General features: G+C 61.9%; 23 protein-coding genes. 13 read left to right on the top strand and 10 right to left on the bottom strand.

Annotated features, from left to right (window positions below):
- Positions 1-408: 408 nt before the first annotated feature.
- The 4 genes from CAQU_RS12005 to CAQU_RS11990 form a co-directional block, all read right to left on the bottom strand.
- Positions 409-684, bottom strand: a complete 276-nt coding sequence (locus tag CAQU_RS12005; protein WP_157109020.1) for a hypothetical protein — start codon at positions 682-684, stop codon at positions 409-411.
- A 481-nt stretch (positions 685-1,165) separates the two neighbouring features.
- Positions 1,166-3,820, bottom strand: a complete 2,655-nt coding sequence (locus CAQU_RS12000; protein WP_075728065.1) for an ABC transporter permease — start codon at positions 3,818-3,820, stop codon at positions 1,166-1,168.
- A gap of 6 nt (positions 3,821-3,826) precedes the next feature.
- Complete coding sequence (locus CAQU_RS11995) at positions 3,827-4,597, bottom strand: ABC transporter ATP-binding protein (RefSeq protein ID WP_075728063.1); 771 nt, start codon at positions 4,595-4,597, stop codon at positions 3,827-3,829.
- Between the two features lie 313 nt (positions 4,598-4,910).
- Entirely contained in the window at positions 4,911-5,885 is a 975-nt protein-coding gene (locus tag CAQU_RS11990) for a pseudouridine synthase (RefSeq protein WP_075728061.1), read from the bottom strand.
- Positions 5,886-5,925: 40 nt separating this feature from the next.
- Here CAQU_RS11990 and CAQU_RS12890 point away from each other — a divergent pair, with 40 nt between their 5' ends.
- The 6 genes from CAQU_RS12890 to CAQU_RS11965 all read left to right on the top strand — a co-directional run bounded on the left by CAQU_RS12890 (position 5,926) and on the right by CAQU_RS11965 (position 10,778).
- The gene (locus CAQU_RS12890) at positions 5,926-6,078 is read left to right on the top strand and encodes a hypothetical protein (protein WP_169836052.1); all 153 of its coding nucleotides are present in this window, start codon (positions 5,926-5,928) and stop codon (positions 6,076-6,078) included.
- Between the two features lie 135 nt (positions 6,079-6,213).
- Positions 6,214-7,104, top strand: a complete 891-nt coding sequence (locus tag CAQU_RS11985; RefSeq protein ID WP_075728059.1) for a universal stress protein — start codon at positions 6,214-6,216, stop codon at positions 7,102-7,104.
- A 506-nt stretch (positions 7,105-7,610) separates the two neighbouring features.
- Positions 7,611-8,159, top strand: a complete 549-nt coding sequence (locus tag CAQU_RS11980) for a hypothetical protein (protein WP_075728057.1) — start codon at positions 7,611-7,613, stop codon at positions 8,157-8,159.
- Positions 8,160-8,563: 404 nt separating this feature from the next.
- Positions 8,564-9,070: a hypothetical protein gene (locus CAQU_RS11975; protein WP_075728055.1), complete on the top strand. Its 507-nt coding sequence runs from the start codon at positions 8,564-8,566 to the stop codon at positions 9,068-9,070.
- Between the two features lie 317 nt (positions 9,071-9,387).
- Positions 9,388-9,654 (top strand): GlsB/YeaQ/YmgE family stress response membrane protein, encoded by a 267-nt coding sequence (locus CAQU_RS11970; RefSeq protein ID WP_075728053.1) that lies wholly within the window; start codon positions 9,388-9,390, stop codon positions 9,652-9,654.
- Positions 9,655-10,142: 488 nt separating this feature from the next.
- On the top strand, positions 10,143-10,778 hold the full coding sequence (locus CAQU_RS11965; RefSeq protein ID WP_075728051.1) for a TetR/AcrR family transcriptional regulator: 636 nt from the start codon (positions 10,143-10,145) through the stop codon (positions 10,776-10,778).
- Positions 10,779-10,958: 180 nt separating this feature from the next.
- Here CAQU_RS11965 and yidC read toward each other — a convergent pair whose 3' ends face one another.
- Positions 10,959-12,209 (bottom strand): membrane protein insertase YidC, encoded by a 1,251-nt coding sequence (yidC, locus tag CAQU_RS11960; RefSeq protein WP_075728750.1) that lies wholly within the window; start codon positions 12,207-12,209, stop codon positions 10,959-10,961.
- A 227-nt stretch (positions 12,210-12,436) separates the two neighbouring features.
- Between yidC and CAQU_RS11955 the strand changes: the two genes are divergently transcribed.
- The gene (locus CAQU_RS11955) at positions 12,437-13,258 is read left to right on the top strand and encodes a class E sortase (protein ID WP_075728049.1); all 822 of its coding nucleotides are present in this window, start codon (positions 12,437-12,439) and stop codon (positions 13,256-13,258) included.
- A 1-nt stretch (position 13,259) separates the two neighbouring features.
- Positions 13,260-13,412: a hypothetical protein gene (locus CAQU_RS12885; protein ID WP_169836051.1), complete on the top strand. Its 153-nt coding sequence runs from the start codon at positions 13,260-13,262 to the stop codon at positions 13,410-13,412.
- Between the two features lie 154 nt (positions 13,413-13,566).
- On the opposite strand, the gene CAQU_RS11950 is transcribed toward CAQU_RS12885, so the two are convergent.
- Positions 13,567-14,181 carry a DUF2020 domain-containing protein gene (locus CAQU_RS11950; protein ID WP_075728748.1) on the bottom strand — a complete coding sequence of 205 codons (615 nt, stop codon included), beginning with the start codon at positions 14,179-14,181 and terminating at the stop codon, positions 13,567-13,569.
- 106 nt (positions 14,182-14,287) lie between these two features.
- Between CAQU_RS11950 and CAQU_RS11945 the strand changes: the two genes are divergently transcribed.
- Positions 14,288-15,616, top strand: coding sequence for a sensor histidine kinase (locus CAQU_RS11945; RefSeq protein WP_075728047.1), 1,329 nt, complete (start codon positions 14,288-14,290; stop codon positions 15,614-15,616).
- Between the two features lie 170 nt (positions 15,617-15,786).
- Positions 15,787-16,425 (top strand): LuxR C-terminal-related transcriptional regulator, encoded by a 639-nt coding sequence (locus tag CAQU_RS11940; protein WP_075728045.1) that lies wholly within the window; start codon positions 15,787-15,789, stop codon positions 16,423-16,425.
- A 110-nt stretch (positions 16,426-16,535) separates the two neighbouring features.
- Here the strand turns inward: CAQU_RS11940 and CAQU_RS11935 are convergent, their stop codons facing one another.
- From CAQU_RS11935 to CAQU_RS11920, 4 genes are all read right to left on the bottom strand, one after another.
- A complete protein-coding gene (locus tag CAQU_RS11935) occupies positions 16,536-16,730 on the bottom strand; it encodes a hypothetical protein (protein WP_075728043.1) in 195 nt (64 codons plus the stop codon).
- Positions 16,731-17,281: 551 nt separating this feature from the next.
- Positions 17,282-17,647, bottom strand: a complete 366-nt coding sequence (locus tag CAQU_RS11930) for a histone-like nucleoid-structuring protein Lsr2 (RefSeq protein ID WP_075728041.1) — start codon at positions 17,645-17,647, stop codon at positions 17,282-17,284.
- A 377-nt stretch (positions 17,648-18,024) separates the two neighbouring features.
- A complete protein-coding gene (locus CAQU_RS11925; RefSeq protein WP_075728039.1) occupies positions 18,025-19,734 on the bottom strand; it encodes an alkaline phosphatase D family protein in 1,710 nt (569 codons plus the stop codon).
- A gap of 463 nt (positions 19,735-20,197) precedes the next feature.
- Positions 20,198-20,839, bottom strand: a complete 642-nt coding sequence (locus CAQU_RS11920; protein ID WP_342743327.1) for a DUF6474 family protein — start codon at positions 20,837-20,839, stop codon at positions 20,198-20,200.
- A gap of 911 nt (positions 20,840-21,750) precedes the next feature.
- On the opposite strand from CAQU_RS11920, the gene CAQU_RS11915 reads away from it, so the two are divergent.
- From CAQU_RS11915 to CAQU_RS11905, 3 genes are all read left to right on the top strand, one after another.
- Positions 21,751-21,972, top strand: a complete 222-nt coding sequence (locus CAQU_RS11915; protein WP_075728037.1) for a hypothetical protein — start codon at positions 21,751-21,753, stop codon at positions 21,970-21,972.
- Between the two features lie 385 nt (positions 21,973-22,357).
- The gene (locus tag CAQU_RS11910) at positions 22,358-23,992 is read left to right on the top strand and encodes a TM0106 family RecB-like putative nuclease (RefSeq protein ID WP_245797269.1); all 1,635 of its coding nucleotides are present in this window, start codon (positions 22,358-22,360) and stop codon (positions 23,990-23,992) included.
- Positions 23,993-24,351: 359 nt separating this feature from the next.
- Complete coding sequence (locus tag CAQU_RS11905; protein WP_075728035.1) at positions 24,352-24,894, top strand: hypothetical protein; 543 nt, start codon at positions 24,352-24,354, stop codon at positions 24,892-24,894.
- Positions 24,895-25,177 lie beyond the last annotated feature (283 nt).

The following is a 25,177-nucleotide window of genomic DNA, read 5'->3' as shown; positions in this document are numbered from 1 at the left end:
CCAGGCTGTGTACTGGCTTGGGCGTGGGGCAGTAGTAGCTGGCAGGCGGTGCAAGCTTGCGTCGGTTTCGCCTCACACGTTCGTCCGAAGCGTTAGGATAGGCCCAGGGAGGCGCGGCCGGCTGTAACAACGGATGTAAGCTCTCTATCCTCATCATGAGGACTGGGTGCTTGACAGAAAAAATGCCGCGCCTCCCCCTTTTTGATCTCTGCCCTTTTGCTTTAATTACCGTTTGCCAAAGGAGTTCGCTGGGAAATTGTGTTGTTTCACTGCTGCCGAGTCTTGCGAAGCCATTGGGTCCTAGTGCCTCGGGCAGCTAGCTGTGGGGGATAAAAAGCTTCCCCGTGCACGCGCCGTGTGGCAGGGCGTGACGGGGATGAATACTTAGATCTTGGGCGGGCAGCGTGCCTAGCTGAGAAATGCTCCCAGGCTGGCGACCACCGATGCTGCCAATGCGATAACTCCCATGGGAATGTTGCGCACCCGCACCGCCACGATCACCGAAATCAACGCGCACATCAATGCGACCAACCCCCAGGTGCTCATCCCGGTGAACCCTTCATGGGTAGTGTTTAACGCAGGAATGAACTGGGCGATGGTAAACGCCACTGTAAGGATAGTGAAAAACCATCCGGTCCGCGGGTTGGAAAGCTGTTCGTCTTCCTTGGAGAAGTCGATCTTCATGACGATTCGTGCCGCCCTTATCACTACGTTGAATTCCTGTGCGCCTCATGCGGGTCTGTGCCGCAGCCCAAGGGTGTGATGGGCTGTGCGGCTGCTCAGCACACCGCCAAGGAGCCTATTGGTTTTCAGTCTATTGCCAGCTGCCTGGTTTCCTGCTATTCGCGACTGGCTATAGATAGCTTTTGGGGGTCCCGATGCACAGCGGGGTGGGGCTACAGTTGCTTGCTCCCGGGGTGGGGCGGAGCTTGCTTTCATATCCGGGCCAGGTGTGGGACGCACAAGCCTTGCTCCTTGGCGCGTGCTGGCAGGTGGGGCTAAAGGGAAAATTATGAGACTTTAAAGTCTTGGGGCACGCGGGGGTCCAGCTTCTTGGCGGTTCGGGGTGGGGCCATAGAAGACGATCTAAAAAGCACCGGCCCTTAACCCACAGTGGTGTGTGGGTTAAGGGCCGGTGCGGTTGCCTGCCTGCGGCGCCCCTGGGCTACTCGGTGATCGCCTCCAGGGGGCGGGTGCGGGCGGCACGCCCGGCGGGGAACACCGCAGCCAACACCCCAATGAATGCAGAAGCCACCAGCATGCCAGCCACCTGAGACCACGGAATAACAATCTGATTCAGGCCGCTTTGCGCCAAGGTGGACACGAAGGCGTAACCCACACCCAAACCAACGGCCGCACCGGTCAACGCGCCGAAGACCGCGATCACCGCGGACTCGATGTAGATCATGGTGCGGATCTGGCGGCGCTGCATACCAACTGCGCGCAACATACCGATCTCCTGGCGGCGCTCAACGACGCTGAGAGCCAAGGTGTTGATGATGCCCAAGATCGCCACAACGACCGCCAGTCCCAACAGGCCATAGAGGATGCCGAGCATCTGATTAATGCTGGCGGTCTGCTCCCCCTTGGCTTCCTCCTTGTTTTTCACGCTGACCACCAGGTCTTCCGCGACGGCGTTTTCCAGCTCCTCGCGCAAGGCCTGCTTATTGCGGCCACCATTGACCAAAATGGTGGCTGTGGTGATCTCCCCGGGGTTGGCGACCATGGTGGCCGCCGCCCGGTTGAGCATGCCCCAACCCAACACCGGGTTGTCCTGATAAATACCGGTCACAGGGGCTTTCGCGGTGCGATTACCGTTAGCTAGGGTGACTTCCTCGCCGACCTTCACACCCAAACGGTTGGCCAAACCCGAAGACATGACCACCGCAGGCGCGCCCCCATCAGCGGCATCAGCCGCGGGGATGGGGCTGTCTGCTGCACCAGGCTGAGCGTCTTGCTCACCCTCGGCAGCATCGGCTTGGCCGCTGTCTGCTGTGCTGCCGGCATCATCGGTGGTGCTCGGCAGGCCGCCGCTGGTGAAATCAATATCGACCAGCTGGGAAATATTGCCCTCATAAACGGTCGACATTTTCGGGCCGAAAGACTCCACCATGGTGGAACCATTAACGGTGATGGGGGCCAGGCCTAAGGAGGCGGTCTCTGTGACATCGGGCAGTTCCTCAACCCGCTGGGCCACGCCCGCGGGAATCGAAATGCCCATCTCCTGGCGGCCAGTCAACACATAGTCGCTTCTCATGGAGCTATCGAGCATCTCAGAGAGGCTGGCGCGCATCGTCGCCCCCAACATACCGATGCTGGAGACCATCATCAGACCCAACGTCAACGCGAACGCAGTCGCCGCGGTGCGGCGCGGGTTGCGGTCCGAGTTCGTGGCCGCCAGGCGACCCACCGCCCTAAACGGCGCACCCGCAACCCGGCCCAAGAAACCCACCACCGGGATGGACAAAGCAGGGCCGGCCAACCACAGGCCCAACACCAGCAGCACCGCGCCCACGCCCACCCCAATAGCGCGCGGCTTCACACCACCATCCATCGAGCCGGCCAACACACACGCCATCGCGCCGGCAAACAGCATCACCGTGCCGGCAATCGTGCGCCCAGCCAAACCCTCCCAGCCGGAAGACTGGGACTGGCGCATCGCCTGCACCGGGCGGATCGCGCCCGCCCGCTTCGCCGGCGCCCACGCAGACCACACCGTCACCGCCGTGCCGATGAGCAACGGGGCCACCACACTGGTCGTGTTCAACGCCAAGCCCTCATCGGGCAGGCCAATCCCGCCCAACTTCATTGCCCCAGTCAACAACTTCACCAAGCCCATACCGGCAACGATGCCGATAGCGGAACCAATCACACCGACCACCACGGACTCAAACACCACAGAGCGGGTGATCTGCTTGCTGGAGGTACCAATCGCCCGCAGCAGCGCAAACTCCCGGTTGCGCTGCGCCACGATCATCGAGAAGGTATTGGAAATGATGAACGTGCCCACCAGCAGCGCAATACCGGCAAACGCCCACAAGAAATAATTAATAAAGCTCAACAGCTGCTTAATCGTCTTGGAGAACTCCTCGGCCAACACCTTCCCGGACTCAATATTCATCCCCGGGTACTGCTGGCGCAGCCGATCACGCACCTCATTGACGTGCTCCTCGCCGTGATCTATCAAACTGACCTGGGCGGTAGACACATTCGAGCCATCGGTGAACAACTTCAGGTAATCGTCCTCCGGGAACGCCACCCCAATCCAGCCGCCCGTACTGGTGGCGGCCTGGAAAGTGCCACTCAAGGTGCGGGTGATGCGCTCCGTGGGGGTGACAATCGTCAGCTCATCACCGACCTGCAACCCACCTTTTTTAGCGGCCTCACTGTTAATAGCCACCTCACCATCGGCGGTTGGCAAATGGCCCGAGACCACCTTGCCCTGGGTGGACAATTCCTGTTGGCCGGGGGCCATCGCCAAGGCCATGCTGGGCGCACCGCCGGAAGAAATCACCTTCTTATCCGGGCCGGCCACAATCACATTCGCGCCCTGCGCGCTGACCTCCACCGAATCAACATCGGCGTCCTGTCGCAGGCGCTGGACCTCCGTGATGGGCACCTGGCCCATCACAGCCACATCCACCTTGTCGAACTGGGTGGCAACGATGCCCTCAAAACTATTGGACAAGCTATTGGTGAACATTGCGGAACCCGCAATGAAGGCCGTCCCCAGCACCACCGACAAAATCGTCAACAACAGGCGCACCTTGTGCGCCACAATCGTGCGCACACTAATCGTGCGCATTGCATTTTTCGCCATCGTTTCCTACAGGTCCTCAATCCGGGCCATCAGGTTCAAAATGTCCTCAGCCTTGGGGTGATACAACTCGTCGACCAACCGGCCGTCCGCCAAAAACACCACCCGATCCGCGAAACTTGCCGCCTTGGCATCATGAGTCACGATCACCACCGTCTGGCCCAACTCATCAACGGAAGTGCGCAAAATGTTGAGCACCTCGGCCGAAGAATTCGAGTCCAAATTGCCGGTGGGCTCATCGCCGAAAATGATCTCCGGGCGCGAAATCAACGCCCGCGCCACCGCCACACGCTGCTGCTGGCCACCAGAAAGCTCACTGGGGCGGTGCGACAAACGCTGGGTAAGCCCCAAGCGGCGGGCGACCTCATCAAACCACTGCTGATCGACGGTGCCCCCCGCAATATCGACCGGCAAAGTGATATTTTCCCGCGCCGTCAGCGTCGGCACCAGGTTGAAAGACTGGAACACAAACCCCAAACGGTCGCGCCGCAGGGTGGTCATCTGCTTATCGTTCAACTTCGACAAGTCCGTGTCCCCAATAAACGTCTGCCCCGCGGTGGCGGTATCCAAACCCGCCATCGTGTGCATCAGCGTCGACTTGCCCGAACCACTCGGGCCCATGATCGCGGTGAATTCGCCGCGGCGGAAATCGATCGACACGTGGTCCAGCGCCAGCACCTGCGTATCACCCTGCCCGTAGGCCTTCACCAATCCGATAGCGCGGGCCGCAACGGGGCCGGGCACAGCGTCCTGTGCCACAGCAGTTGGCGTGTCGGTCATAAATCCTCCAAAAAGCGTAAACAGACAAAAATGCGTCACACGGTGCATCAACACCTACCCGGCGACGGTGGGCGACACCGCCCACCCGATGGTCGCGAAAGTAGAGACGCCCTATGGGTGATAACGGCCCGATAGTGGGCAACGTTCCATCACCTCCACGTTATCCCCCGCCATCGACACAACACAGTCGACCACACACCCCCACCCCCTTGGCACCCCGCGCCACTCACCCCCACACTTCCCCGCAGCACCCCACGCGCCCCACTGTCCGAGGCGCGCCTGGGGCCCACCCCCCGGGCCCTGGCGGCCGAAGCTAGCAGGCGTTATCCGGAACCACGCAATCAGTGCAGGTGTGCTGGGAGACAAACCGACGGTTCTGCCCGCTCAACGGGTCACAAAACTCCAGGGTGCGGGCCACCAAATGCAGCGGTTTGCCGAAGTCGTTGTGGGCCTGCCGGTCAAAGACCGGGTAAACCGGATCGCCCAGGATGGGGGCGCCCGCCAACCACATGTGGACCCGCAGCTGGTGGGTGCGGCCCGTCGCCGGGTGCAGCACATACCTAGCCAACGGCGGCTGAGGCCCGTGGGCGGCCTCTAGGTGGGCTTGCTCAGCGGCATCCAGGGGAGTGATGCTGCCCAGCCGGGTGATCGCATTCGGCTCGCCCTCAACCACGCGGGCGCGCACATCCCCATGAGTCTTATCCATCCGGTGCCGCCACACCATGCCCTCCTGCAGGTCGGGCAGATACGCCCCGATGGCCTCATAGGTCTTGCTGGCCTGCCTGCGGGCAAACAACTCCTGGTAGGCGCCGCGCACCTCGCGGCGGGCGGTAAGTAGCAGCACGCCCGCCGTCATCCGGTCCAGCCGGTGGGCGGGGGAAAGCTCATCGTTGCCGAGCTGGCGGCGCAAACGCACCAGCACCGTCTCCGTGATGTGGCTGGCCCGCGGAAACGTCGCCAAAAAGTGCGGCTTATCCACCACCACGATGTCCTCATCCTGGTACAGGATCTTCACCTCGAAGGGGACGGGATCTTCCGGGGCGGGCATGCGGTGAAACCACACATCCTGATCCACGCGGAGCACATCCGTCGGCGCGAGCACCACCCCGTGCCCATCAACAACCTCCCCGCTATCAAAGCGGCGCTGCAGCGCCGCCTCATCATCTTCTGGGGCGCGGTAGCGTTGCGTATCAATCAAGTGCCGCAACAGTGCTTCCACCGTCTGTCCAGCCCATTGTTCGGGCACCCGAACGCGGGATGGGTTGAGCCCATTTTTAATGGGAAGCATTCCTCCACGCTTGCGCGCGCGATGTACTATCCTCTGCTCCATGGATCTCAACGCTATCGCTAACTCTCTGACCGAATTTTTCTCCACCACCTTTGGCCAGATCGTCGGCCAGGTGCTGAAGGTAATGTACTCCATTTCCTACCCGGCCAACGCCCCGGCAGCCCACCTGCCCACTGACCTGCCCACCGAATAACCCACCGCCTCTTCGGTGTGATGGTTTCGCATCACACCGAAAGGAATCCAACGAATCGCCCCCACCGGGCGTGAAGTTTGGGGGACAATGGTGGTGCAACCACACAAACCACCGTGTTTTTTAGGAGAAGATCCCATGGCCCGTGAAAATAGTGTCGTCGTCGCCGTCGACGGATCCAAAGCTTCCACCGCGGCCGTGGAATGGGCGGCCCGCACCGCCGAGGCCCGCGGCCTCGACCTGCGGCTCGCCGCCTCCTACACCATGCCGCAATTCCTCTACGCGGAAGGCATGGTGCCGCCCCAGGAACTCTTCGACGAGCTGCTCGCCGAAACGATGGAAACCATCAACGCCGCTGAGGCACACGCCCGCAGCATCGCCACCGACATCAAAATCGGCCACACCGTCGCCGAAGGATCCCCCATCGACATGCTGCTGGAGCTATCCAAAGACGCAGCCATGATCGCCATGGGCTCCCGCGGCCTGGGCGGCCTGTCCGGCATGGTGATGGGCTCCGTGTCCGCGGCCGTGGTCTCCCACGCCTCCTGCCCCGTCGTGGTGGTCCGTGAAGACACCGCCACCGCCGATAGCACCACCGCCCCCATCGTCGTCGGTGTGGACGGCTCCGAGGTGTCCGACAAAGCCGTCGAGTTCGCTTTCGCCGAAGCCCAAGCCCGCAACGTGCCGCTGCGCGCCGTCCACACCTGGATGGACATGCAAGTCCAGGCATCCCTGGCCGGCCTATCGGCCGCCCAGGAAGAATGGGACGTGGTGGAAGAAGAACAACACAAACTCCTCGCCGAACGCCTCGCCGGCTACCAATCCGAATACCCCGGCGTAGAGGTAGAAAAAGTCATCACCCGCGACCGCCCCGTCAGGGCGCTGGCCGACGCCGCCCAAGGCGCCCAGCTGCTCGTCGTCGGCTCCCACGGCCGCGGCGGCTTCCGCGGCATGCTGCTGGGCTCCACCTCCCGCGCCCTGCTGCAATCCGCCCCCTGCCCGCTGGTCGTGGTGCGACCCAACAGCTAAACCCACTAGTCGCGCACACACAGCGCAGATAAGACACACAGCCACCGCCTTTGGCGGTGGCTTTAGTCATGCGCGCACTGCACCCGGCTGCCGGGGCGCGCCGGGCTTTCCACCGTCCGCCATGCATAACCCGCCATCGCTGGGGCGGGGGATCTTTTCGCCCTAGGACTGTTTTCTTCCCCCCGGGGTGAGCTCCCAGTGCTACCCCGCTGTGGCTGTAAGGGTGCGGGGAGGCGAGTTCACCCCAGTGGGCTAAATCCTCAAGGGGTGTTAACAGCGGAAACTAACACCTTGGGGTGCGCAATGAACTGGAAGAAAGGTTCACCCACCCGGGTAGCCCAGGTGAAAAGCTTTTTTAAAAAACCTTTGAAAATGCCTGTGGGGCTTTCTTAGCATGAGCCTACGCCAGCACAACATGTCGCTCATCACATTTTTTAGGGGTGGGGCGCACCGCCGCAAGGCGCTTTCTCTTCCGGCTGGCGGCTCGAAAACACGAAAGGTGTGTCATGAAGAAAATCTCCACCGTCGCCGCAGCCTTCGTGCTGGCTGGCGCCACGATGTTCTCCGCGAACTCGGTCGCCCAAGCGCAGCTTCCCGAAGCCCAGCAGCAGATGCTGGTCGAGCAGATGCGCAATGTCACCGCTGCGTCGAAGGCCGCAATGCTGAACCGCGACTGCGCTGAGGTGCGCAAGGATATGGGCGCCGGCAAGGTGACCGAGGCGCAGGTCCGCGCAGAGTTTAAGCGGAACAACGCCAATCTGAGCCTGGTGGCCCACACCCAGCAGCAGCTGTCGCCGGCAAACTACGCCAAGGTCGTCAAGATGAACGAGGACGTCTTCGAGGCCATGTTCGTGCGCGCCCGCCAGTGTGGTGTTTTCGTGGGCTCCGCACCGACCAAGCCCACCAAGCCCACCACGCCGACCAAGCCGGCAAAGCCGGCAAAGCCCGCAAAGCCCGCCAAGCCCGCGCAGCCCGGCAAGCCTGATACCCCGGGTAAGGCCCCGCAGGGACTTGCCCCCGCCGGCAGCTTCGGCGGTTCCTCCCTGTCCTCCTAACCCAGCGCCTGAGACCGGAACAAGCTTTTCTTCCGGCCAGATCAGCTGGATCTAGCGCCAAGCCCCCATCGTCGATTCCTGTGCGGCGGTGGGGGCTCGTGGTCTTTTCTGCGCGGCCAACAGTGACGGCGGTGGTGGGTTTGGGGCGTTGCGCTAGGCATGCTGCTGCAGGCCCCTGTGGGCAGCGCGGCGGGTGCTGGCACAACCGCTATGAGCTGAACGGGTAGCCCACCTGGAGGTATTTTTCAAAAAACCATTGAACCTCCATGTCAGTTTTTCTAGCGTGAGGTTAGACAGGCAAAAACAGCCAAGCCTGTGGCCTATCGGCATGCGCCTGCGGGCCGCGTCGCGTGGCTTTGGCTGTTGATCTCCTGGTGAACGCATCGGGTAGAGAAAGGACCCCCATGAAGAACATCTCGACTGTTGCCCTTGTGTGCGCACTTTCCGGCGCCTCGCTGCTTGCGGCCAACCTGCCGGCTCACGCCGACCAGGCCCAGCAAGCCCCGATCGTGGAGCAGGTGCGAAAGCTTTCCGAAAAACAAAAAGCCGCCGAGCTCAAGCGCGACTGTGAGCAGGTGCGGGCCCAGTTCGGAGACGGCACCAAGACCGAAGCGCAGTGGCGGGCAATCCTTAAGGACAAGGGTTTGGACCTGGCCCTGGTTGCTGGGCTGCGCTCCCAACTGGATGCGGATAACTACGCGGCCGTGGTTGCGATGAACGCCGAGGTTTTTGAAGCCACCCTCACCCGTGGCGTGCAGTGCAATGCCTTCCGCAAGCCCGACCCAGAACCCGCACCCGCACCCGCGCCGGCACCTGCGCCAGCAGTCCCGAGTGAGCCTGAGTGGACGGGTAACGCCCCCGAAGGACTGACTCCGATGGGTAGCGCTGCCTTGTCCTCCCTGTCGTCCTAACGGGCGAAAGGAGGGAGTCATTGGCTGGGTGCTAGCGCCCAAAAACTTAACCCTCATCACACTCTGCGGGGGTGTGATGAGGGTTTATGCATGATTTTTGTGTGTTTGCTTAAAAAGCGGTTAGCCCTGTGGGGAATAAATAGATAACGTGGATGTTGCAATAAATGCATACGCTCGCACGGGTTGTTGTTGTCGCACCTGGCGACAGCGCCGGCGAGCGACGGGCTACCAAAACGTGGAGCCCGCGAACCTTCACCGCATCCCCGCGGGCCGCAACGTCTCGTTGCGAGGTTCACAGACCCACAAAGGAGCTAAACATGACCCCCACTCTCGGATTTTTCGCTTGGATCATCATCGGCGGCCTCGCCGGCTGGATCGCCTCCAAGATCAAGGGCACTGACGCACAGCAGGGCCTGCTCGCCAACATCATCGTCGGTATCATCGGCGGTTTCCTCGGTGGCTGGATTCTCAGCCTCATCGGCTTCGACGTTGCCGGCGGCGGCCTCATCTTCAGCCTGGTGACCTGTGTCATCGGTGCGGTCATCCTGCTAACCATCCTGCAGGCAATCCGCAGCAAGAAATAACCCATAGCTGTCCGGCCCGCGCACAAAAAGCGCGTGGGCCTGCAGACAAGAAGTTTCCCCCGGGTGGTGTGCCCGGGGGAATTTTTTTATGCCACCCCGGCGCGGATTCACGTCGCCGGCGCAAGCGGCATAAGAACCGGTAGCGAAGTTGAGGAGTCTGTGACGCTCCGCCGGTCGGGCTGTGGGGCATGCGGGGGATGTTGAGTGCCGCTTTTCATCCCCCGTGCGGCCGAGGAAAGTGGGCTGCATGCGTCAACCCCTTTTACTTACCGGCCCGGTGGAGGTTTTGGGGGTAGGAAAAAATCATTTGAGCGTGGTTGTTCTAAAAAGTATGAACCGGTTTGTCTAGAATGAGAGTGCATGTGTGCCACCGCCCGGTGGCACCTGGTGTCTTGACCCCACCGGCGCCACCTGCCCCTACCTGGGCTTCAAGGTGTCGCGCATTGGGGTTGTGGGCAGAGTTTTCAAGCGAAGGTAAAGGGGTTGTTGTGGCAGCTGATGCTTCCAAAGCGAAGGGGAAAAAACCCAGCCGCCGGCGGGACCGCCCCAGTCCCCGCGAACGCCTTTTAGCCTCCGCCACCAACCTGTTCACCACGGAAGGCATCCGCGTCATCGGCATCGACCGGGTGCTGCGCGAAGCAGACGTCGCCAAAGCCTCCCTGTACTCCCTGTTCGGCAGCAAAGACGCCCTGGTCATCGCCTACCTGCAAGAACTCGACGAAAAATGGCGGGCCGACTACTACGCCCGCACCAAAGACTTGAGCAGCGCGGAAGACAAAATCCTGGCCTTTTTCGACCAGTGCATCGAAGAAGAACCCGCCAAAGACTACCGGGGCTCCCACTTCCAAAACGCCGCCAACGAATACCCGCGCCCCGAAACCGACTCTGAGCGCGGCATCGTCGCCGCCGTGCGCGAACACCGCCGCTGGTGCCACCAAACCATGACCGATCTGCTCACCGAGAAAAACGGCTACCCCGGCACCACCCAAGCCAACCAACTCCTCGTCTTCCTCGACGGCGGGCTAGCAGGCTCCCGACTCAGCCGCTCCCTCGAGCCACTCCACACCGCCCGGGATCTCGCCAAACAACTCCTGTCCGCACCCCCAGCCGACTACTCCATCTAACCCCACCCCGCCCCGCACGAAGGCGCACCCCCACCCCGCCCCGCTCCGCCGCAGGCGAGCCAGCGGGATGCGAACAAAAGCCCCCACCGCACAAGCGGCCACACGCACCAACACACAGTGCGCGTGGCCGCTGGTCAGCTACAAACACCCCGCCCCGAACGTTATTCCCGCCCCAAGCAGCTAACTATCCGCGGCCGAACGCTGCTCATCGGTGCCCCCATCGGCACCATCAAAGCCCTGGGCAGGATCCAGCTCAGCTGACCCACCCTCAGGATCCGCTTTAGCGGCGTCATCCGCACGATGCGCCCCCTTAGCGGATTTGGCCTCCCGCTCCGCCTTCTGCAACTCCGTGAGCTCCTTACGGGCCTTCTTCCGGGCCTCCTGGAAACGCTGCCGCTCCTGCCGCTTCTCATCCAGCCGCTCCTGCCACACAGCCACCGCCTGCGCGGAATGCTCCCGCAAATCCTTCACCCGGTGCGGCATCACCAGCATCTTCACCCGATTAAGCCGCAGCGTGCGCTTATACCGCCGCTTCGCGCGCACATCCTCCTTAAACTCCTCATGCTCCCGATCCCGCACCTGCTTAAACTCCGCACTAATCGGCATCCGGCGATCCAACACCACATTCAGAACCACCATCTGCGCCATCGTCCAAAACGAGTTCGCAAACCAATAAAACGCAATCGCCACCGGCGCCGGACCCGTCAAACCAAACGACAACGGAAACAACGGGGTCACAATCGCCATCGCAATAAACGTGCGGTACAAGATCCGCGAATTACGCGACGCGAAATCCATCGTCAACCACGACCGGTACAAGGAATACAACATATTCAGCGTCGAAAACACCGCCGCCGCCACAAAATACGGCGCCACAAAACGCAACACCTCATCGTGGCTCACCCCCAACTCCGCATACTGCTGCGCCGTCATCCGCACATGCGCCGGCAACGGCATGCCACCCACACGCACCGCCAAAAAACTCTGCACATCCTGACTAGTCAAAAAACCAATCGGCGGATGCACCGCCGCATCAATCCCCTCATCAGGGCGCGCCATCCGCAACAACACCTGATACAAACCAATAAACACCGGAATCTGAATCAACGCCGGCACACACCCCGCCGCCGGACGATGCCCCGCATCCTTCTGCGCCTGCTTCTTCGCCTGCTCATACTCCCGCAACGCCACGCCCGTATCCACATAGCGGGCATCCTCATCCAGCTTGCGCATCACCGGCCGCAAATTCACCATGATGCGGCCCGCCCGATACTGAATATAGGAAAACGGCAACACCACACTGCGCACCGTGACAATCAACCCAAACAGGCTCACCACCCACGCCACCCCAGTGGAAAGCCCCAACCCATGATGCAGCGCCAAAAACCACAGCTTCATGACCCCGGACACCGGGTAAATCATCCACTCCATGACGCCAAACAACCCTTTCGCAACGACACAGCACACAAAACCGCATGCCCGCACAGGCGCACACACCGCAAAAACACTCACCAGCGGCGCCTGCGCGACAACGCCATCCAGCTTAAACCCTGCCCCCACCAACCCCCACCTCAACCGAACAACCCCCAAACAACCCCCGAACAACCCCAAACAACCACACACAAGCCCCACAGCAGCTTCGACTACACTTTCCCACCATGACCCAACCCGCACGCCCTGCGCCGAAGAAACGCCCCAAGACGAAAGCCACCTTCGTGTCCGTCCTCGGCGAAATCTTCCTCACCGCAGGAGCCCTATTGCTCCTGTTCGCGTTCTACGAATCCTTCTGGACCAACATCGAAGCCGGAAGAGAACAAGACCGCGTCGCAGCCAGCATGGAAGACCGCTGGAACAAAGACGAAGCCACCGGCGACCTGAGCAACGCCCGCGTCAACCGCACCCCCGCCCTCGGGGAAGCATTCGCCCGCATGTACATCCCCGCCTTCGGCCCCGACTTCCAATTCGCCATCGTCGAAGGCACCAGCGACGAAGACCTCCTCGCCGGACCCGGCCGCTACGTCGACACCCAAATGCCCGGCAAACCCGGCAACTTCGCCGTCGCCGGCCACCGCGTCGGCAAAGGCGCCCCCTTCAACGACCTCGGCAACCTCAAATCCTGCGACGCCGTCATCGTCGAAACCGAAACCAGCTGGGACATCTACCGCATGCTCCCCGTCGACACCGACGACCGCGCAGCAGCCGCCGCCAAATGCCTCAAACCCGAACAAGTCGAACGCGTCACCAGCGGCGACTACTCCCACGTCCCCGGCCGCGAAATCACCCTCCCCGGCGACGTCACCACCATCGACCCCATCCCCGGCCTCGACGTCGCACAAGCCGACACCCAAGAAGGCCTAATGACCATGACCACCTGCCACCCCCAGTTCTCCAACAAAGAACGCATGATCCTCCACGCCATGCTCGTCCGCACCGACGAGAAAAAACCGGGCTACACCCCCGCCGAACTCAACGAGAAATAACATGTACGCATTCATCTGGAACCACCTCCCCGGCCCCGTCATCGTCAAAGCCATCCTCGCACTCGCCATCCTCGCCGCCATCTTCTACCTCCTCATGGCCTACGTCTTCCCCTACGTCTCCACCCTCATGCCCTACAACGACGTCGCCGTCTAAACCCACCCCACCCACGGCGCGCCGGGTATAAAAAGCGCCGTGAAAAACCACAAGCACCCCCGGTGGCCTGCCCGCACACACGCACAGGCCACCAGGGGTGCTTGTCGCATCCCAGCTATCCCCACGAGCAAACCCGCAGGGGGAACACAAAGCCCTAAAGACCCAGGTTCTCAATCGCCTTTTCCGCCACCAACTGCGGCTTAATCGACTGCTGCTGATTAGAAAACACCACCACCGCGACCGTGTCCTTAAACACCGCATACACGGAAGACTCCGGGCCCAACGAACCCCGGCCACCATCCCAGCCCTGCGGCTCAGAAGCAGGACTAGTCGCATCAACCGGCGCCGCCCAGTCCACCACCTCCTTAGCCTGCTGCGGGGTGTGCATATGGCGCACCAACACCGTCAACTGAGGCTCCTCCGGATAAGACCAAAACACGCACGCCGGGGTATCAAAGCGAGTATCGATACCCTGCCCGGTCACCTTCTGGCCATTGGTATCCGCCACGAACGTGGTGTCCAAATACGGGCAGTCAGTGAAATCCTCCCGGCCTGCCGGAATCATCGGCAAAGTATCAAAAGGCAAACCCTCATCCGCGGCCGGCTGCTCAGCCGCAGGCGGGGTGGTGCTGGCCAACTCTGGGCCAGTCGGAGACGCCGCCGTGTCATCCGGCTGGGCACTACACGCACCAAGCGCGCATCCGGCGACAACGAGGCTCGCGGCGGTAGCGCGGCGGACAGTGGGGGAGAAAACTCGGCCAACATTCATGACCCCAAGCCTAGCGGGCACAGCCCCATGAGGCTGCCGCCCACCCCGGCGCCCACCCTGGCGCTCGCGCCGGGTGAGGTGGTCTGCGACCGCTAGGCTGGTGCGCATGGACACCAGTGCAACTTTTCCGGCCACCCCACCGCGGGCTGCGGAGGAAGGACAGCAGGAATCTGTCTCCCTGCGCGCCCGCCGCCGGCCGGCCCCCAGCGAAAACGCTATTCGCCAGGGCATTCACATCTTGACGACGATCCTGCTGTTGGTGGTCATCGCCGCCAGCTTGCGTGGCGATGTGATCGGCATGCTGGTCACCACCGGGCTGTGTGGCCTGTATGCCGGAATCTATGTGCTGGGCGACCGGGCCAAGCACCCGGTGGGTTCCTTTGCCGCACAGGGGTGGCTGGTGGCGTTGACGGCGGTCTGGGTGGCGATGCTGCCGATCAGCCCCACCGCCATCTACATGCTGTTTCCCCTGTTCTTCTTGTACTTGCATGTGTTGCCGGACTACCGGGGCATCGTCGCGATCGTAGTGACCACCACCATCGGTATCGGATCGCTGTACCCCAACATCACCGCCGGTGGTGTGCTGGGACCAACGGTGGCGGCCCTGGTCACCATCGGCATCGACTACGCCTTCAAGGCCTTGATTGCGGTCAACAATGAGCGCCAGGCGCTCATTGAAGAACTCTTGGCGACCCGCCACCAGTTGGCGAAAAGTGAACGCGCCGCCGGCGTGGCCGCGGAAAGGCAGCGCATCGCCCACGAAATTCACGACACTTTGGCCCAGGGCTTGTCGAGCATCCAGATGCTGTTGCGCGTCACCGAGCAAGACATCGCAGCCCTGCCGGTCGATGATGAGCAGCTGGAGGGCATCCTCAAACGCCTGGAGTTGGCCCGCACCACCGCCGGCGATAACTTGCAGGAAGCCCGCGCCATGATCGCGGCACTGCAACCGGCGGCCCTGTCGAAAACCTCCCTGGAAGGCGCATTACAGCGCGTGGCCGGCCAGATCGTAGGACCAAAGGTGCACATCCATGTGGAAGGTGAGGAACGGCAGCTGCCGATGCGGACTGAGGCCGCGTTGCTGCGCATCGCCCAGGGGGCGATGGGCAATGTTGCCAAGCACGCCCACGCCGAGGCCTGCCATGTGACGTTGACCTATGGCGAAGACGAGGTGCGGATCGATGTGGTCGATAACGGGGTGGGCTTTGATCCGGCGACGGTGGCGGCCCGCCCGGCGGGCTTGGGGCATATTGGGTTGGATGCGATGAAGCAGCGCGCCGCTGAACAGCACGGTGAGGTCACCGTGGAGTCCACCCCGGGCCGGGGTACCGCGGTGTCGATTGCGATCCCGATTGAGGAGCAATCACCCACGGGCACCATTGCGAGCTTGAAGACGTTGGAACAGTTAGCGCACCGTACGGAGCTTGACCTCTAGGCCTTATGGCCACCGGCGTTGGTGGCTTTTGCTCTACTCTTAGGGGATAGGCAACTTAGTGTGTCCTTTTCGCGGGCGCCCGCTGGGCGCCTGCGACATTGCTGGCGCACTGCTAGTGCAATAGATTTAGTTGAAACCTCTTTTATTTTTCACCGATGGGAAACCCACACATGATCCGCGTTCTTCTCGCTGACGACCATGAGATTGTTCGCCTTGGTTTGCGTGCCGTTTTGGAGCACGCCGAAGACATTGAGGTAGTCGGTGAGGTCTCCACCGCTGAGGGGGCGATTGCCGCGGCGCAGGCCGGTGGCATCGATGTGATCCTGATGGATTTGCGTTTCGGCCCCGGCGCAGAAGGCACCCGGGTGTCTACCGGTGCGGATGCGACCGCCGCGATTAAGGCCACCGCCGCAAACCCCCCGAACGTGTTGATGGTGACGAACTACGACACCGACGCCGATATCTTGGGTGCCATTGAGGCCGGTGCGGTGGGTTACCTGTTGAAGGATGCCCCGCCGGCAGAGCTGATCGCTGCGGTGCGTTCGGCCGCCGAGGGTGACTCGACGCTGTCGCCGGTGGTGGCTAATCGCCTCATGGAGCGCGTGCGCACCCCCCGTACCTCTTTGACTCCCCGCGAGTTGGAGGTGTTGAAGCTGGTGGCTTCGGGTAAGTCCAACCGGGATATTGGGGAGATCCTATTCCTGTCGGAGGCCACCGTGAAGTCTCACCTGGTGCACATTTATGACAAGTTGGGTGTGCGCTCGCGTACCTCTGCGGTGGCGGCAGCCCGCGATCAGGGTGTGCTCTAGGTTTTTGCAGGCATAAAAAAATTGCCCTGTTCTTTATCTCCACGGTGTGGGCTTAAAGGGCAGGGCTTTTGGGGTTTTTAGGCCGCGTGAGCTGGGGCGCTGCGGCGGAATTAGGTGGGGTTTGTCGTCGGGTGGATGTCGCCGCTTTTTAGGCAGCAGGTGGGCCAGAAGGCGACGAGGACGAAAACGGTGGCGATGGTCAAAATGGCGGCACCGATGGGAAAGGATCCGTGGGAGACCAAAAATCCTGCGGTGGGTAGAGCTAAGGCTATGACGAAGATAGCTAACTCTTGGAGGACGTCCATTCCTTTCCTTTCATCAGTGCGGTGGGGTGTTTTGTGCCGTTGGTTTTTTAGCCCCGTGGGGCGACGCCAGATTTACTGTACATAAGAGATTCGTAATATGCGACTTTTTGGGGACATTTTTTCTTCCATTCTGGCGCAAACATTTAGTTGTGAAACAATTGCGTGTGGCTGTGCTGCGGGGGCTTTTTGTTGGGTGAGCGGCGCCGTTATTGAAAGAGCTATGCCGGTGGGGGTATGGCGCATTTGTGCTGCTCATCCGCTATAAGGTGTTACCTTTAAGCGGGGAGGGGGTGGGGGAAGTTTCACTAAGAAAACCGTATGGGAAAAGAGAAAGTCTCACTATTTGAAAAGATTTCAGCTCAATATATGAACATCCCAGCTGGCCCATTGCTGGCGTAATTCTATGGCGGGTGCGGAATACTTTTATGCACTATTTACTATCATTTTTTTGTGGGGGCCGCCGGCAGCCGACCGCCCTGCCTTTTGTGCCCATGGTGTGAACATGAGAAAACCCGCCCCTGTTAAGGGGCGGGTGTGGTGCGGGAAAGCCTTTAGAAGGTTCCGCCGGCTTCGCGGTATGCGTCGACGACTTCCTGGGGCAGGCGGCCGCGATCGTTGACCTCAATGTTGTTTTGTTGCGCCCATTCGCGGATCCGCTTGGCGGGGATGCCGGTGGAGTTGGTGCTGCCACTGCCGGACCGCTTGGAGCGGGTGCTGGTGGTGGTGCGGGTGGTGTCGGGCTGGGCGTGCTCGACGAAGCGGGCGATGGCGTCGTGGAAGGCCTGCGCGTTGGCCTCGGACACCTCGAGAACATAGTTGGTGCCGTCGACGCCGAAACGGACGACGTGGACTTCGTCCTGGGAAAGGGGAGTGTGGTCAATATCGTCGAAATATTGAGTGACCTGCTTTTGGGCCATCGCTTATGCTCCTTTAATCATTTCGTGCAAAAGTCGTTGCCTGGATTCAATACGAGAGTGTAGCGCAATAAAGGAAAAATAAACAAACAAATTTTTGCCTTTTACCTCTGTTCTACCCCCGGGGTGTTTTCCAGCTTTCTGTCAGCGCTTTTTAAACAATCCAATCCCGGTGAAACTCAACACCCCAACGCGGGCTTTCTTTTTTGCTTTTACGCTGCGATAAACCCCAAACTTGCGCCCTGAATGGCGGGGTAAAAGCCACGAAAACCCCGGGGGGTTTACAGCATCTAGCTGTGTGTTTGCCCCGGGGCTTAGTGAAAATGCGGCCTTGTGGTGGCCGGTGTTTGTGTGCGCGGTTTTGCGCTTGCGTGCCTGTTTTAGGCGGGGGAGTGGCCGGCTGGGTCGAGGGCAAAATTGACGGGGAAAATGCCGTGGCCTTTGGTGGTGCGCATCGATTTTGCTACATACATGGAGCTGTCTGGGATGTCCTTGTTGTGGGTAAACAGCCAGTCGCAGTGAATGTATTCGGGCGCAATTTCCAGCACGCAGTAGCCGTGGTGGTCGAGGTCGCAGTATTTCAGGTGGCGGTTTACTCCGGTTAGTGCCATTGCTGCGGCTGCTGCCAGGGGGGAATTGTCCGGCAGGTTGTACATTTCATCAATGTTGGCGCTGGTGATGGAGGGGCCGACGAATTCGACGGCGGCGTAGTCGCCGGGGGTGTAGCGGGCCGGGACGAGGGGGAGCTCGCCGGCCCAGGAGGTGTGAATATCGCCGGTGAGGAAGCACACGTTGTTGATGTTGTTGCTCTTGAGCAGGTTGAGCAGGCGCCAGCGTTCGGCGGTGAAGCCGTCCCAGGTGTCGGTGGTGTAGGGGTAGCCGTCGCGGGCCAGCCCGGTGAGCTCGGTGATGCCGCGGGCGATGGCGGGGTCGAGCGGCGGCAGCAGGATGGGGGAGATCATCACGGAGTTGCCGACGAGCTGCCAGGTGGTGTTGCCGCTGGTGAGTTTCCCGGCCAGCCAGCTGTATTGCTCGGATCCGAGCATGGTGCGGTCGGGGTTATCGGCGGCGGCTTTTTCGACGTATTCGCTGCGGTAGGAGCGCAGGTCCAGCATGTTCAGCTCGAAGAGCTCCCCGAACCCGAGGGTGCGGTAGATGCGCCCGCCGTTGGCGAAGGGCAGGGCCCTGATGGGCAGCCATTCCAGGTAGGCCTGCATGGCGGCGTCCCGGCGGCTAAGGTAGTCGCCTTCGGTGGCGGGGTCGTGGTTTTCCGCCCCGGTGTCCCAGGCGTCGTTGGCGATTTCGTGGTCGTCCCAGGTGACCACCCAGGGGCAGGCGGCGTGCGCGGCCTGCAGGTCCGGGTCGGTGCGGTATTGCCCGTAGCGGGCCCGATAGTCAGATAGGGTGACGATTTCGTGCAGCGGGTGGTGTTGGCGGATGACCCGGCCGCCTTTGGCGGCGTATTCCCCGGTGGGGTACTCGTAGATGTAGTCGCCGACGTGCAGGGCGATGTCGATGTCGCCGCGGGTCGCTAGATCCCGGTAGGGCTGGAAAAAGCCTGCCTCCCAGTTGGAGCACGACAGCAAAGCGATGCGGTAGGAGTCCACTTTCGCGCCCGGGCTGGGGGCGGTTTGGGTGCGCCCAGTCGGGGAGGTCTGTCCCGCGTACGCGCCACCGGTGACGGTGAAGCGGTAGTAGTAGCTGGTGTGGGGCTCAAGGCCTTGGGCTTCGACTTTGATGCAGCCGTCGCTTTCCGGTTGGGCCAGGGCCTGCCCGGAGGCGACGATGTGGCGGAATTCGGGGTCGCGGGAAAGCTGCCAGGCCAGCGGGGTGGCCACCCCGGCGCCTGCGCCGGGGGCGTCGTTGGGGGTGGTGGTGGCGCGGGTCCACAGGATGACGCTGCGGGGGTAGGGGTCGCCGGAGGCGACGCCGTGTTGGAACACTGCGTGCCCGGCCGGGGTGGGGGCCGGTTGGGCCTGTGCCTGGCCGAGCTGGGTGGCGACGACTCCGGCACCGGCGGCGCAGCTGGCTTTGAGCATGGTGCGCCGGGTGAGGTTGGTGCCGGTGCGGGAACTCGCGGTGGTGCTCATGGGGTAACTGGTGCCTTCCTGCACAAGTGGTGGGTGGGTTGATGGGGTTGGTGCGGGGTGTGCGCACCAACCATCGGGGGGTGCGCCTTAGGGTGTGGGCGTTGCCACACCTTTGTGTGGGACGCTACCGAAAATTATGGTGCTGCGCTTGTGCTTATGCCCCCCGCAGCACCCCCCAAAACTTCTTTCGACCCCCGCCATGGGTGGCCGGCACGATGGGTGCTCACGATGGGCGCTGCACCTGGGTGGTGTGTGGGGGACTAGGGCGCTGGGGAAAGCGGCACAGGAGAAGACGGCACAGGGGAGAGCGACAAGGGGGAAAGCGGAAAAAGGCGGAAGAAGAAAAGCGGAAAAGACTGGGGCGTGTGACCCGCACCGGCAGCATTTGGGTGCGGGGCACACGCCCCAAGGTGGCGCTACGGCGCCGGCGCGGCGAAAAGGGGCCGCACCAAAAAGGTGGTGTTTAGGCCTTGTGGTGGCGATCCTGGATCTCACCGACAACACCATCGATGTCGCCGTTGATGCTGCGGTAGGCGCGGCGGCGCTGATCCGGGGTGAGGAACTCGGCGTTATCCACGGCCTCAACCAGCTTGTCTAGACGATTGTTGGCGTCCCGGACGAAACCGGCCGGCAGGGAGGATTCCTTCAGGGTGTTTTTCACCCCATCGATGCGGGCCTTCAGCGGGGCGCCGTGACCGGAGTGCTCCCCGAGTGCCTGTGCGGACACACCCAGGCGCTGCGCCTGGGCGGACACGCCCACGGAGCGGGCCTTGGTGATGGCCTGGTACAGCAGCGGCAGCACCACCGGGGCGGCCAGGCGGGCGACGCCTAGGAAGCGGCTAACGGTGGCCTTGTTCAGGCGGCCGGCCTCCAGCTGCTTGAGCTTGGTCTCTGCGAGCTTGCGCTCGTGCTTGCGCTTGGCTTTGAGTCCCTTCGACTCGGCCTTGCGCAGCTTCTTTTCCTGCCGCTCCAAAAGCTTCGCCTGGCTCTTGGTCAGCTGGGCGCGGGCCTTGACCTGGGCGCGTGCGCGCGCCTGGGCGGCCTTGACCTCAGTCTTGGCGGCCTGCTTTGCGGCGCGACGCTTCTTCAGGATCTTCTTCAGCACAGACACTTTTCGTTTTCCTAACCACCTCGAGCCTCACTACCGGCCACAGAGGGCGGGCAGATGGGCATAGAAGTGTTTGTTCGGCGTAGACACAATTGTTTTCGGCCGCAGGTGATAGGAGGTGAGCCCTTCACCCGCGGTAATGCCCCCAACATTACCTTCCGGCAGCAAAGCCGTTGCGCTAAACCACCGTTGTCCCCCTCGATGAAAGCATAAAAGGCCCGCCCACCGCTTTGACTGCAGCGCCCACCATCACCACTACCGGTGCTGCTCTATCCGCCCGCACCCACAGCGTGCCCGCCACGCAACACCATCAAATAACCAGCACCCACCACCACCATCATCATCACCCCTCACACATCACCAACCGCCAGCATCACCCAACATCGCTAACCACCACCAGCACCCTCCAGCACCCGCCATCATGGGCCATCACCGTCACCCACCAACACCGACCATCACCGTCACCTGCCGACACCCACCCACCACTATTGCCCAACATCCCCCAGCATCACCCAATAACCCCCAGCATCCTCCAACATCCCCCAGCGCCAACCAACGCCAACCAACAAACACCAACCAACACCAACCCCACAGCACCCTCGTGCCCGATCGGCACTGGTTGCCCGCCTCTAAGAAAAAGATGTGTGCTGCCGTGCAGACAAGCGGCCGGGACTTACGCCCTGCGGGTGGTTCGGAGATAGCAAAACGGCCATCGGGAGCCTCACCCGGGAGGGTGAATCGCAGGCGTTGTGAACTGCACTTTTGTAGGAAGTGATAGGAGCATAATTATATATGCAGATTTTGTTAAAACTTTGCTGAAAACCACAACCAACACAGCGTGTGCTCGGTAGCTTGAAACACACCCACGCCACACCCAACCGCTAAACAACCGAGCCGAAAAAATCACCATGCACCATCTGCGCACTGTCTCCGCTGTGCTTGCCGTGTCCGCTATCCCCGCCGCGGGATACGCCATCGCGCACTCCTCCTACATCACCGGCGTGTCCATCCTGCTCGTAGTCGCGGCCATCGTCTTAGTCACTCATTGGCCCCACAACCCGCCGCCCCAACCCATCCGTCACACCAGCCGCCACACCGCAACCGGCCCCAGTGACCACCGCGCTCCCTGAGGCGCGCTCTCTAAAAAGCACTGGCCCAAAGCCACGCTGCCCCTCAAACTGCACTGCCTGAACAATCACACAGACTCAGCCACGCCTACGGCTTTCACACCGCACCGCCTCAGCCGTGGGGATGGCCCTCGCGCGCCTTATCCCATCGCCCCCAAGCGATCATGGCTCAACACCCCAAGCCCTGACACGCGACCGCCTTTCGCACTGCTCTGGGTCATCTAGGTCACCCGCACCTGCCGCCCAGTGGAAAACACCCCCGCCCCGGCGCTACTGTTAAACGCTAGTGACCAGCCCACACCCACCCTCACAGGAGGACACGAGCCCGCACACCACCACAGCTGTCGGTGCTGCGGCACACACCCAACCCCACACCAGCCCAGCTGGCGTGTGGCAACCCATCACCGCCCCCATCCTGCAGCGCATCGCCGACGGGGAAACCATCACCGTCGAAGAACTCATCACCACTGCCGCCGCCGAGGGGCTCACCCACGCCGCCACCCAAGACGCCGTCCCCGGGGAAGATTCCGCCCGCCACACCGGTTGTGTTGCCGAACCCCACGATCTGGTGGGCTGCCGCTACCGGCTGGTTCAAAAACTCACCTACCCGCATGTCCCCAGCACCCCCACCAGTGCGGGCCGCGCCGAACGCCACGCCGCCCAAGTCGCCACCATCACCGCGACCTTGCCCACCCGGCCCAGTATTGGCGACAACAAAAACTTCTCCCGCATTACCTGCACCAACGAATTCGACACCCTCGAAGCTTTGGCCGCCGGCCATACCCTTATCGAAAACGCCCAGGTGACCGCGGGGCCGTTGTGTGCCACCATTGACCTGCTGGCCCGCCAAGCAGACGGCACCTACTTGCCGATCATCTATTCCACCCACCGCGTCGCCCGGCCCAGCCACCACCACACCACCCCCATGATCGCCACCAGCCGCCTGGGGCTGGGCAGCATCGTGGAAGCGCCCTATAAACTGCGCCACCACGCCGCCGACGGCTACCGGCTGGCCATCGGCGCACACTTCCTCAACCACGTTGGGCTCGCCGCCACCGACCATCACACCCCCATCGGTGGCGCCATCGGACAAGACACCGACCGCTGCTTCATCGTGGACACCACCGCCTTAAGTGAGGCCCTCGAACGCGCCCTGAACCAGCCGGTCGCCACCGGGCCGCGCCGCACCAAAGAATGCCGCACCTGCCGGTTTAGCCCCGACTGCGAACAACAACTGACCCGCACCGACGATATTTCCCTCTACCTGCCCGGGGATACCGCCAACCGTTTCCGCGAGGCCGGCATCACCACCGTCCAAGGACTCATCGACTCCAGCTTCTTTCCCGACAACAAACTCGCCGATGCCTGGCGCAACAACATTCCCCTGCTTATAGCCCCCAATACGACGCCCACCATCGACCGCTTCGATATCGAAATCGACATCGACATGGAAGCCTTCCTCGACCACGGCGCCTACCTGTGGGGCGGATTCGACGGCACCACCTACACCCCCTTTGCCACCTTCACGGAGCTCGGCGGGGAAGAGGAAGCCAACAACTTCACCCGCTTCTGGCACTGGCTTAAAAACCACCGCGAACACGCCGAAGAAACCGGCCGCTCAATCGGCATCTACTGCTACTCCAACCACGGCGAAAACCACTGGCTGACCACCAGCGCCCGCCGCTTCAACGGGCACATCACCCCCGACGGGCTTGCCTGCCCCACCCCACTGGAGATTCGCGAATTCATCTCCAGCCCCACCTGGATCGATGTGTTCAAACACGTCCGCCAACACCTCGTCAGCCCCTACGGGCTCGGGCTTAAAGACGTCGCCCCCCACGCCGGATTCACCTTCCACGAAACCGAACTCGCCGGCGAAGGAAGTGTTGACGCCTTCCTCACCGCCCGGCAAGACCCACACCTTGCCGGCCGCATCCTCACCTACAACGAGGAAGACTGCCGCGCCACCCGCGCCGTGCGCGAATGGCTCGCCGCCGGCGCACCCGGCATCCCGCAGCTTTAACACCCCGCACCCGCAGTCCAGTAATACCGCCCACAAAGCGCAGCGAAAAAAGGCCTACGCCTATAAGATGAAACCACCTGCAGGCCACCTGGCCCCACTGCGAGCACAACACCTTGCACAGGGCCACGTACAGCCACCCAGGTACCGCCACGTCACCCACGCGAACCGGCACACCAGTCAACCCATGACCCGGATGGGGCACCACACCCATCCTTGGCGCGCCGACACGCACCGCGGTGACAACGCATCATAAAAACAGCGGGCAAACCCTTAAGCCACCGTTTCATCCGCGCCCACCTTTTAAGTCCCACAGCAACTGCTATGAGGACACCGGGCGCACACACAAAGGAGTTCACCCCATGGGAGCCATCCCCGTACACCACATCGTTGCCGCATTGGGCGCACTGATCATGCTTTTTGCCGGACTGTTCGGTGTGTCCTCGTCCTCCGATGCGCCTCAGGTGGGTTCTTCCCACGGCGCGTTCGGCCACCAGCACACCCCCCTGGAAACCGCCTCTTTCACTCATGACGGCTACACCCTGGTCACCGACCCCGCAGAAGTCAAAAACATCCTGAGCAAAGGCCTGAAGGCCCACAACAGGTTCCCGCTGGAGATCTCCGCCGACTTCAACGACACTGAGGACGGAATCGGCCGGTGGTACGAAACAATCGACACCAATAGCGGCAGCGCCCCCATTGTGAAGATGAGTGATAAAGGCGCATTCGAAATCGGAAGTGTTGTTCAGACGCTGGTGGGCATCAACGACCACGAAAACCTAAAAACTGCTAACAAGCTGCTCGACGGCGGGCCGATGGTGATTGCAGTGTCCAAGGACGGCAAGAAGTACCTCATCGGTCGCGAAGGCGCCAGTGAGGGCATCGTGGTGTTCCCCCGCGCCTAAACCAGCGCGAATCCCCCGCCTTTGACGGGTAAACACCTTCGCCGCCGCCACACCACAAGTGGCGGCGGCTTTTCTCTGTCTGCACCCGTGTCTGCCCCCGGGATCAACGACCATGAATTTAGCGGTGAGTGCCTCAACGCGAGGGCGGAAAAAATAGTGCACCGCATCACCGCCGGGGCGGACGGCCACAGCAGACCCCACAAAAAGACACACCCGACTGTTAGCCACCGGGGCGGGCAGGCCAGGGGACGGCAAGCCAGTGGGATACCTACCAAAACTCAAG

Origin of the sequence: Corynebacterium aquilae DSM 44791 (assembly GCF_001941445.1) — a bacterium.
Classification (GTDB): domain Bacteria; phylum Actinomycetota; class Actinomycetes; order Mycobacteriales; family Mycobacteriaceae; genus Corynebacterium; species Corynebacterium aquilae.
Note: the sequence above shows the minus strand (reverse complement) of the source record. Positions and strands in the feature narration are given on the sequence as shown.

Excerpts from the sequence above, each read along its gene's own strand:
- CAQU_RS12005 (WP_157109020.1), bottom strand. The coding sequence starts at position 684 with ATGAAGATCGACTTCTCCAAGGAAGACGAACAGCTTTCCAACCCGCGG.
- CAQU_RS12000 (WP_075728065.1), bottom strand. The coding sequence starts at position 3,820 with ATGGCGAAAAATGCAATGCGCACGATTAGTGTGCGCACGATTGTGGCG.
- CAQU_RS11995 (WP_075728063.1), bottom strand. The coding sequence starts at position 4,597 with ATGACCGACACGCCAACTGCTGTGGCACAGGACGCTGTGCCCGGCCCC.
- CAQU_RS11990 (WP_075728061.1), bottom strand. The coding sequence starts at position 5,885 with ATGCTTCCCATTAAAAATGGGCTCAACCCATCCCGCGTTCGGGTGCCC.
- CAQU_RS12890 (WP_169836052.1), top strand. The coding sequence starts at position 5,926 with ATGGATCTCAACGCTATCGCTAACTCTCTGACCGAATTTTTCTCCACC.
- CAQU_RS11985 (WP_075728059.1), top strand. The coding sequence starts at position 6,214 with ATGGCCCGTGAAAATAGTGTCGTCGTCGCCGTCGACGGATCCAAAGCT.
- CAQU_RS11980 (WP_075728057.1), top strand. The coding sequence starts at position 7,611 with ATGAAGAAAATCTCCACCGTCGCCGCAGCCTTCGTGCTGGCTGGCGCC.
- CAQU_RS11975 (WP_075728055.1), top strand. The coding sequence starts at position 8,564 with ATGAAGAACATCTCGACTGTTGCCCTTGTGTGCGCACTTTCCGGCGCC.
- CAQU_RS11970 (WP_075728053.1), top strand. The coding sequence starts at position 9,388 with ATGACCCCCACTCTCGGATTTTTCGCTTGGATCATCATCGGCGGCCTC.
- yidC (WP_075728750.1), bottom strand. The coding sequence starts at position 12,209 with ATGGAGTGGATGATTTACCCGGTGTCCGGGGTCATGAAGCTGTGGTTT.
- CAQU_RS11955 (WP_075728049.1), top strand. The coding sequence starts at position 12,437 with ATGACCCAACCCGCACGCCCTGCGCCGAAGAAACGCCCCAAGACGAAA.
- CAQU_RS12885 (WP_169836051.1), top strand. The coding sequence starts at position 13,260 with ATGTACGCATTCATCTGGAACCACCTCCCCGGCCCCGTCATCGTCAAA.
- CAQU_RS11950 (WP_075728748.1), bottom strand. The coding sequence starts at position 14,181 with ATGAATGTTGGCCGAGTTTTCTCCCCCACTGTCCGCCGCGCTACCGCC.
- CAQU_RS11945 (WP_075728047.1), top strand. The coding sequence starts at position 14,288 with ATGGACACCAGTGCAACTTTTCCGGCCACCCCACCGCGGGCTGCGGAG.
- CAQU_RS11940 (WP_075728045.1), top strand. The coding sequence starts at position 15,787 with ATGATCCGCGTTCTTCTCGCTGACGACCATGAGATTGTTCGCCTTGGT.
- CAQU_RS11935 (WP_075728043.1), bottom strand. The coding sequence starts at position 16,730 with ATGGACGTCCTCCAAGAGTTAGCTATCTTCGTCATAGCCTTAGCTCTA.
- CAQU_RS11930 (WP_075728041.1), bottom strand. The coding sequence starts at position 17,647 with ATGGCCCAAAAGCAGGTCACTCAATATTTCGACGATATTGACCACACT.
- CAQU_RS11925 (WP_075728039.1), bottom strand. The coding sequence starts at position 19,734 with ATGAGCACCACCGCGAGTTCCCGCACCGGCACCAACCTCACCCGGCGC.
- CAQU_RS11915 (WP_075728037.1), top strand. The coding sequence starts at position 21,751 with ATGCACCATCTGCGCACTGTCTCCGCTGTGCTTGCCGTGTCCGCTATC.
- CAQU_RS11905 (WP_075728035.1), top strand. The coding sequence starts at position 24,352 with ATGGGAGCCATCCCCGTACACCACATCGTTGCCGCATTGGGCGCACTG.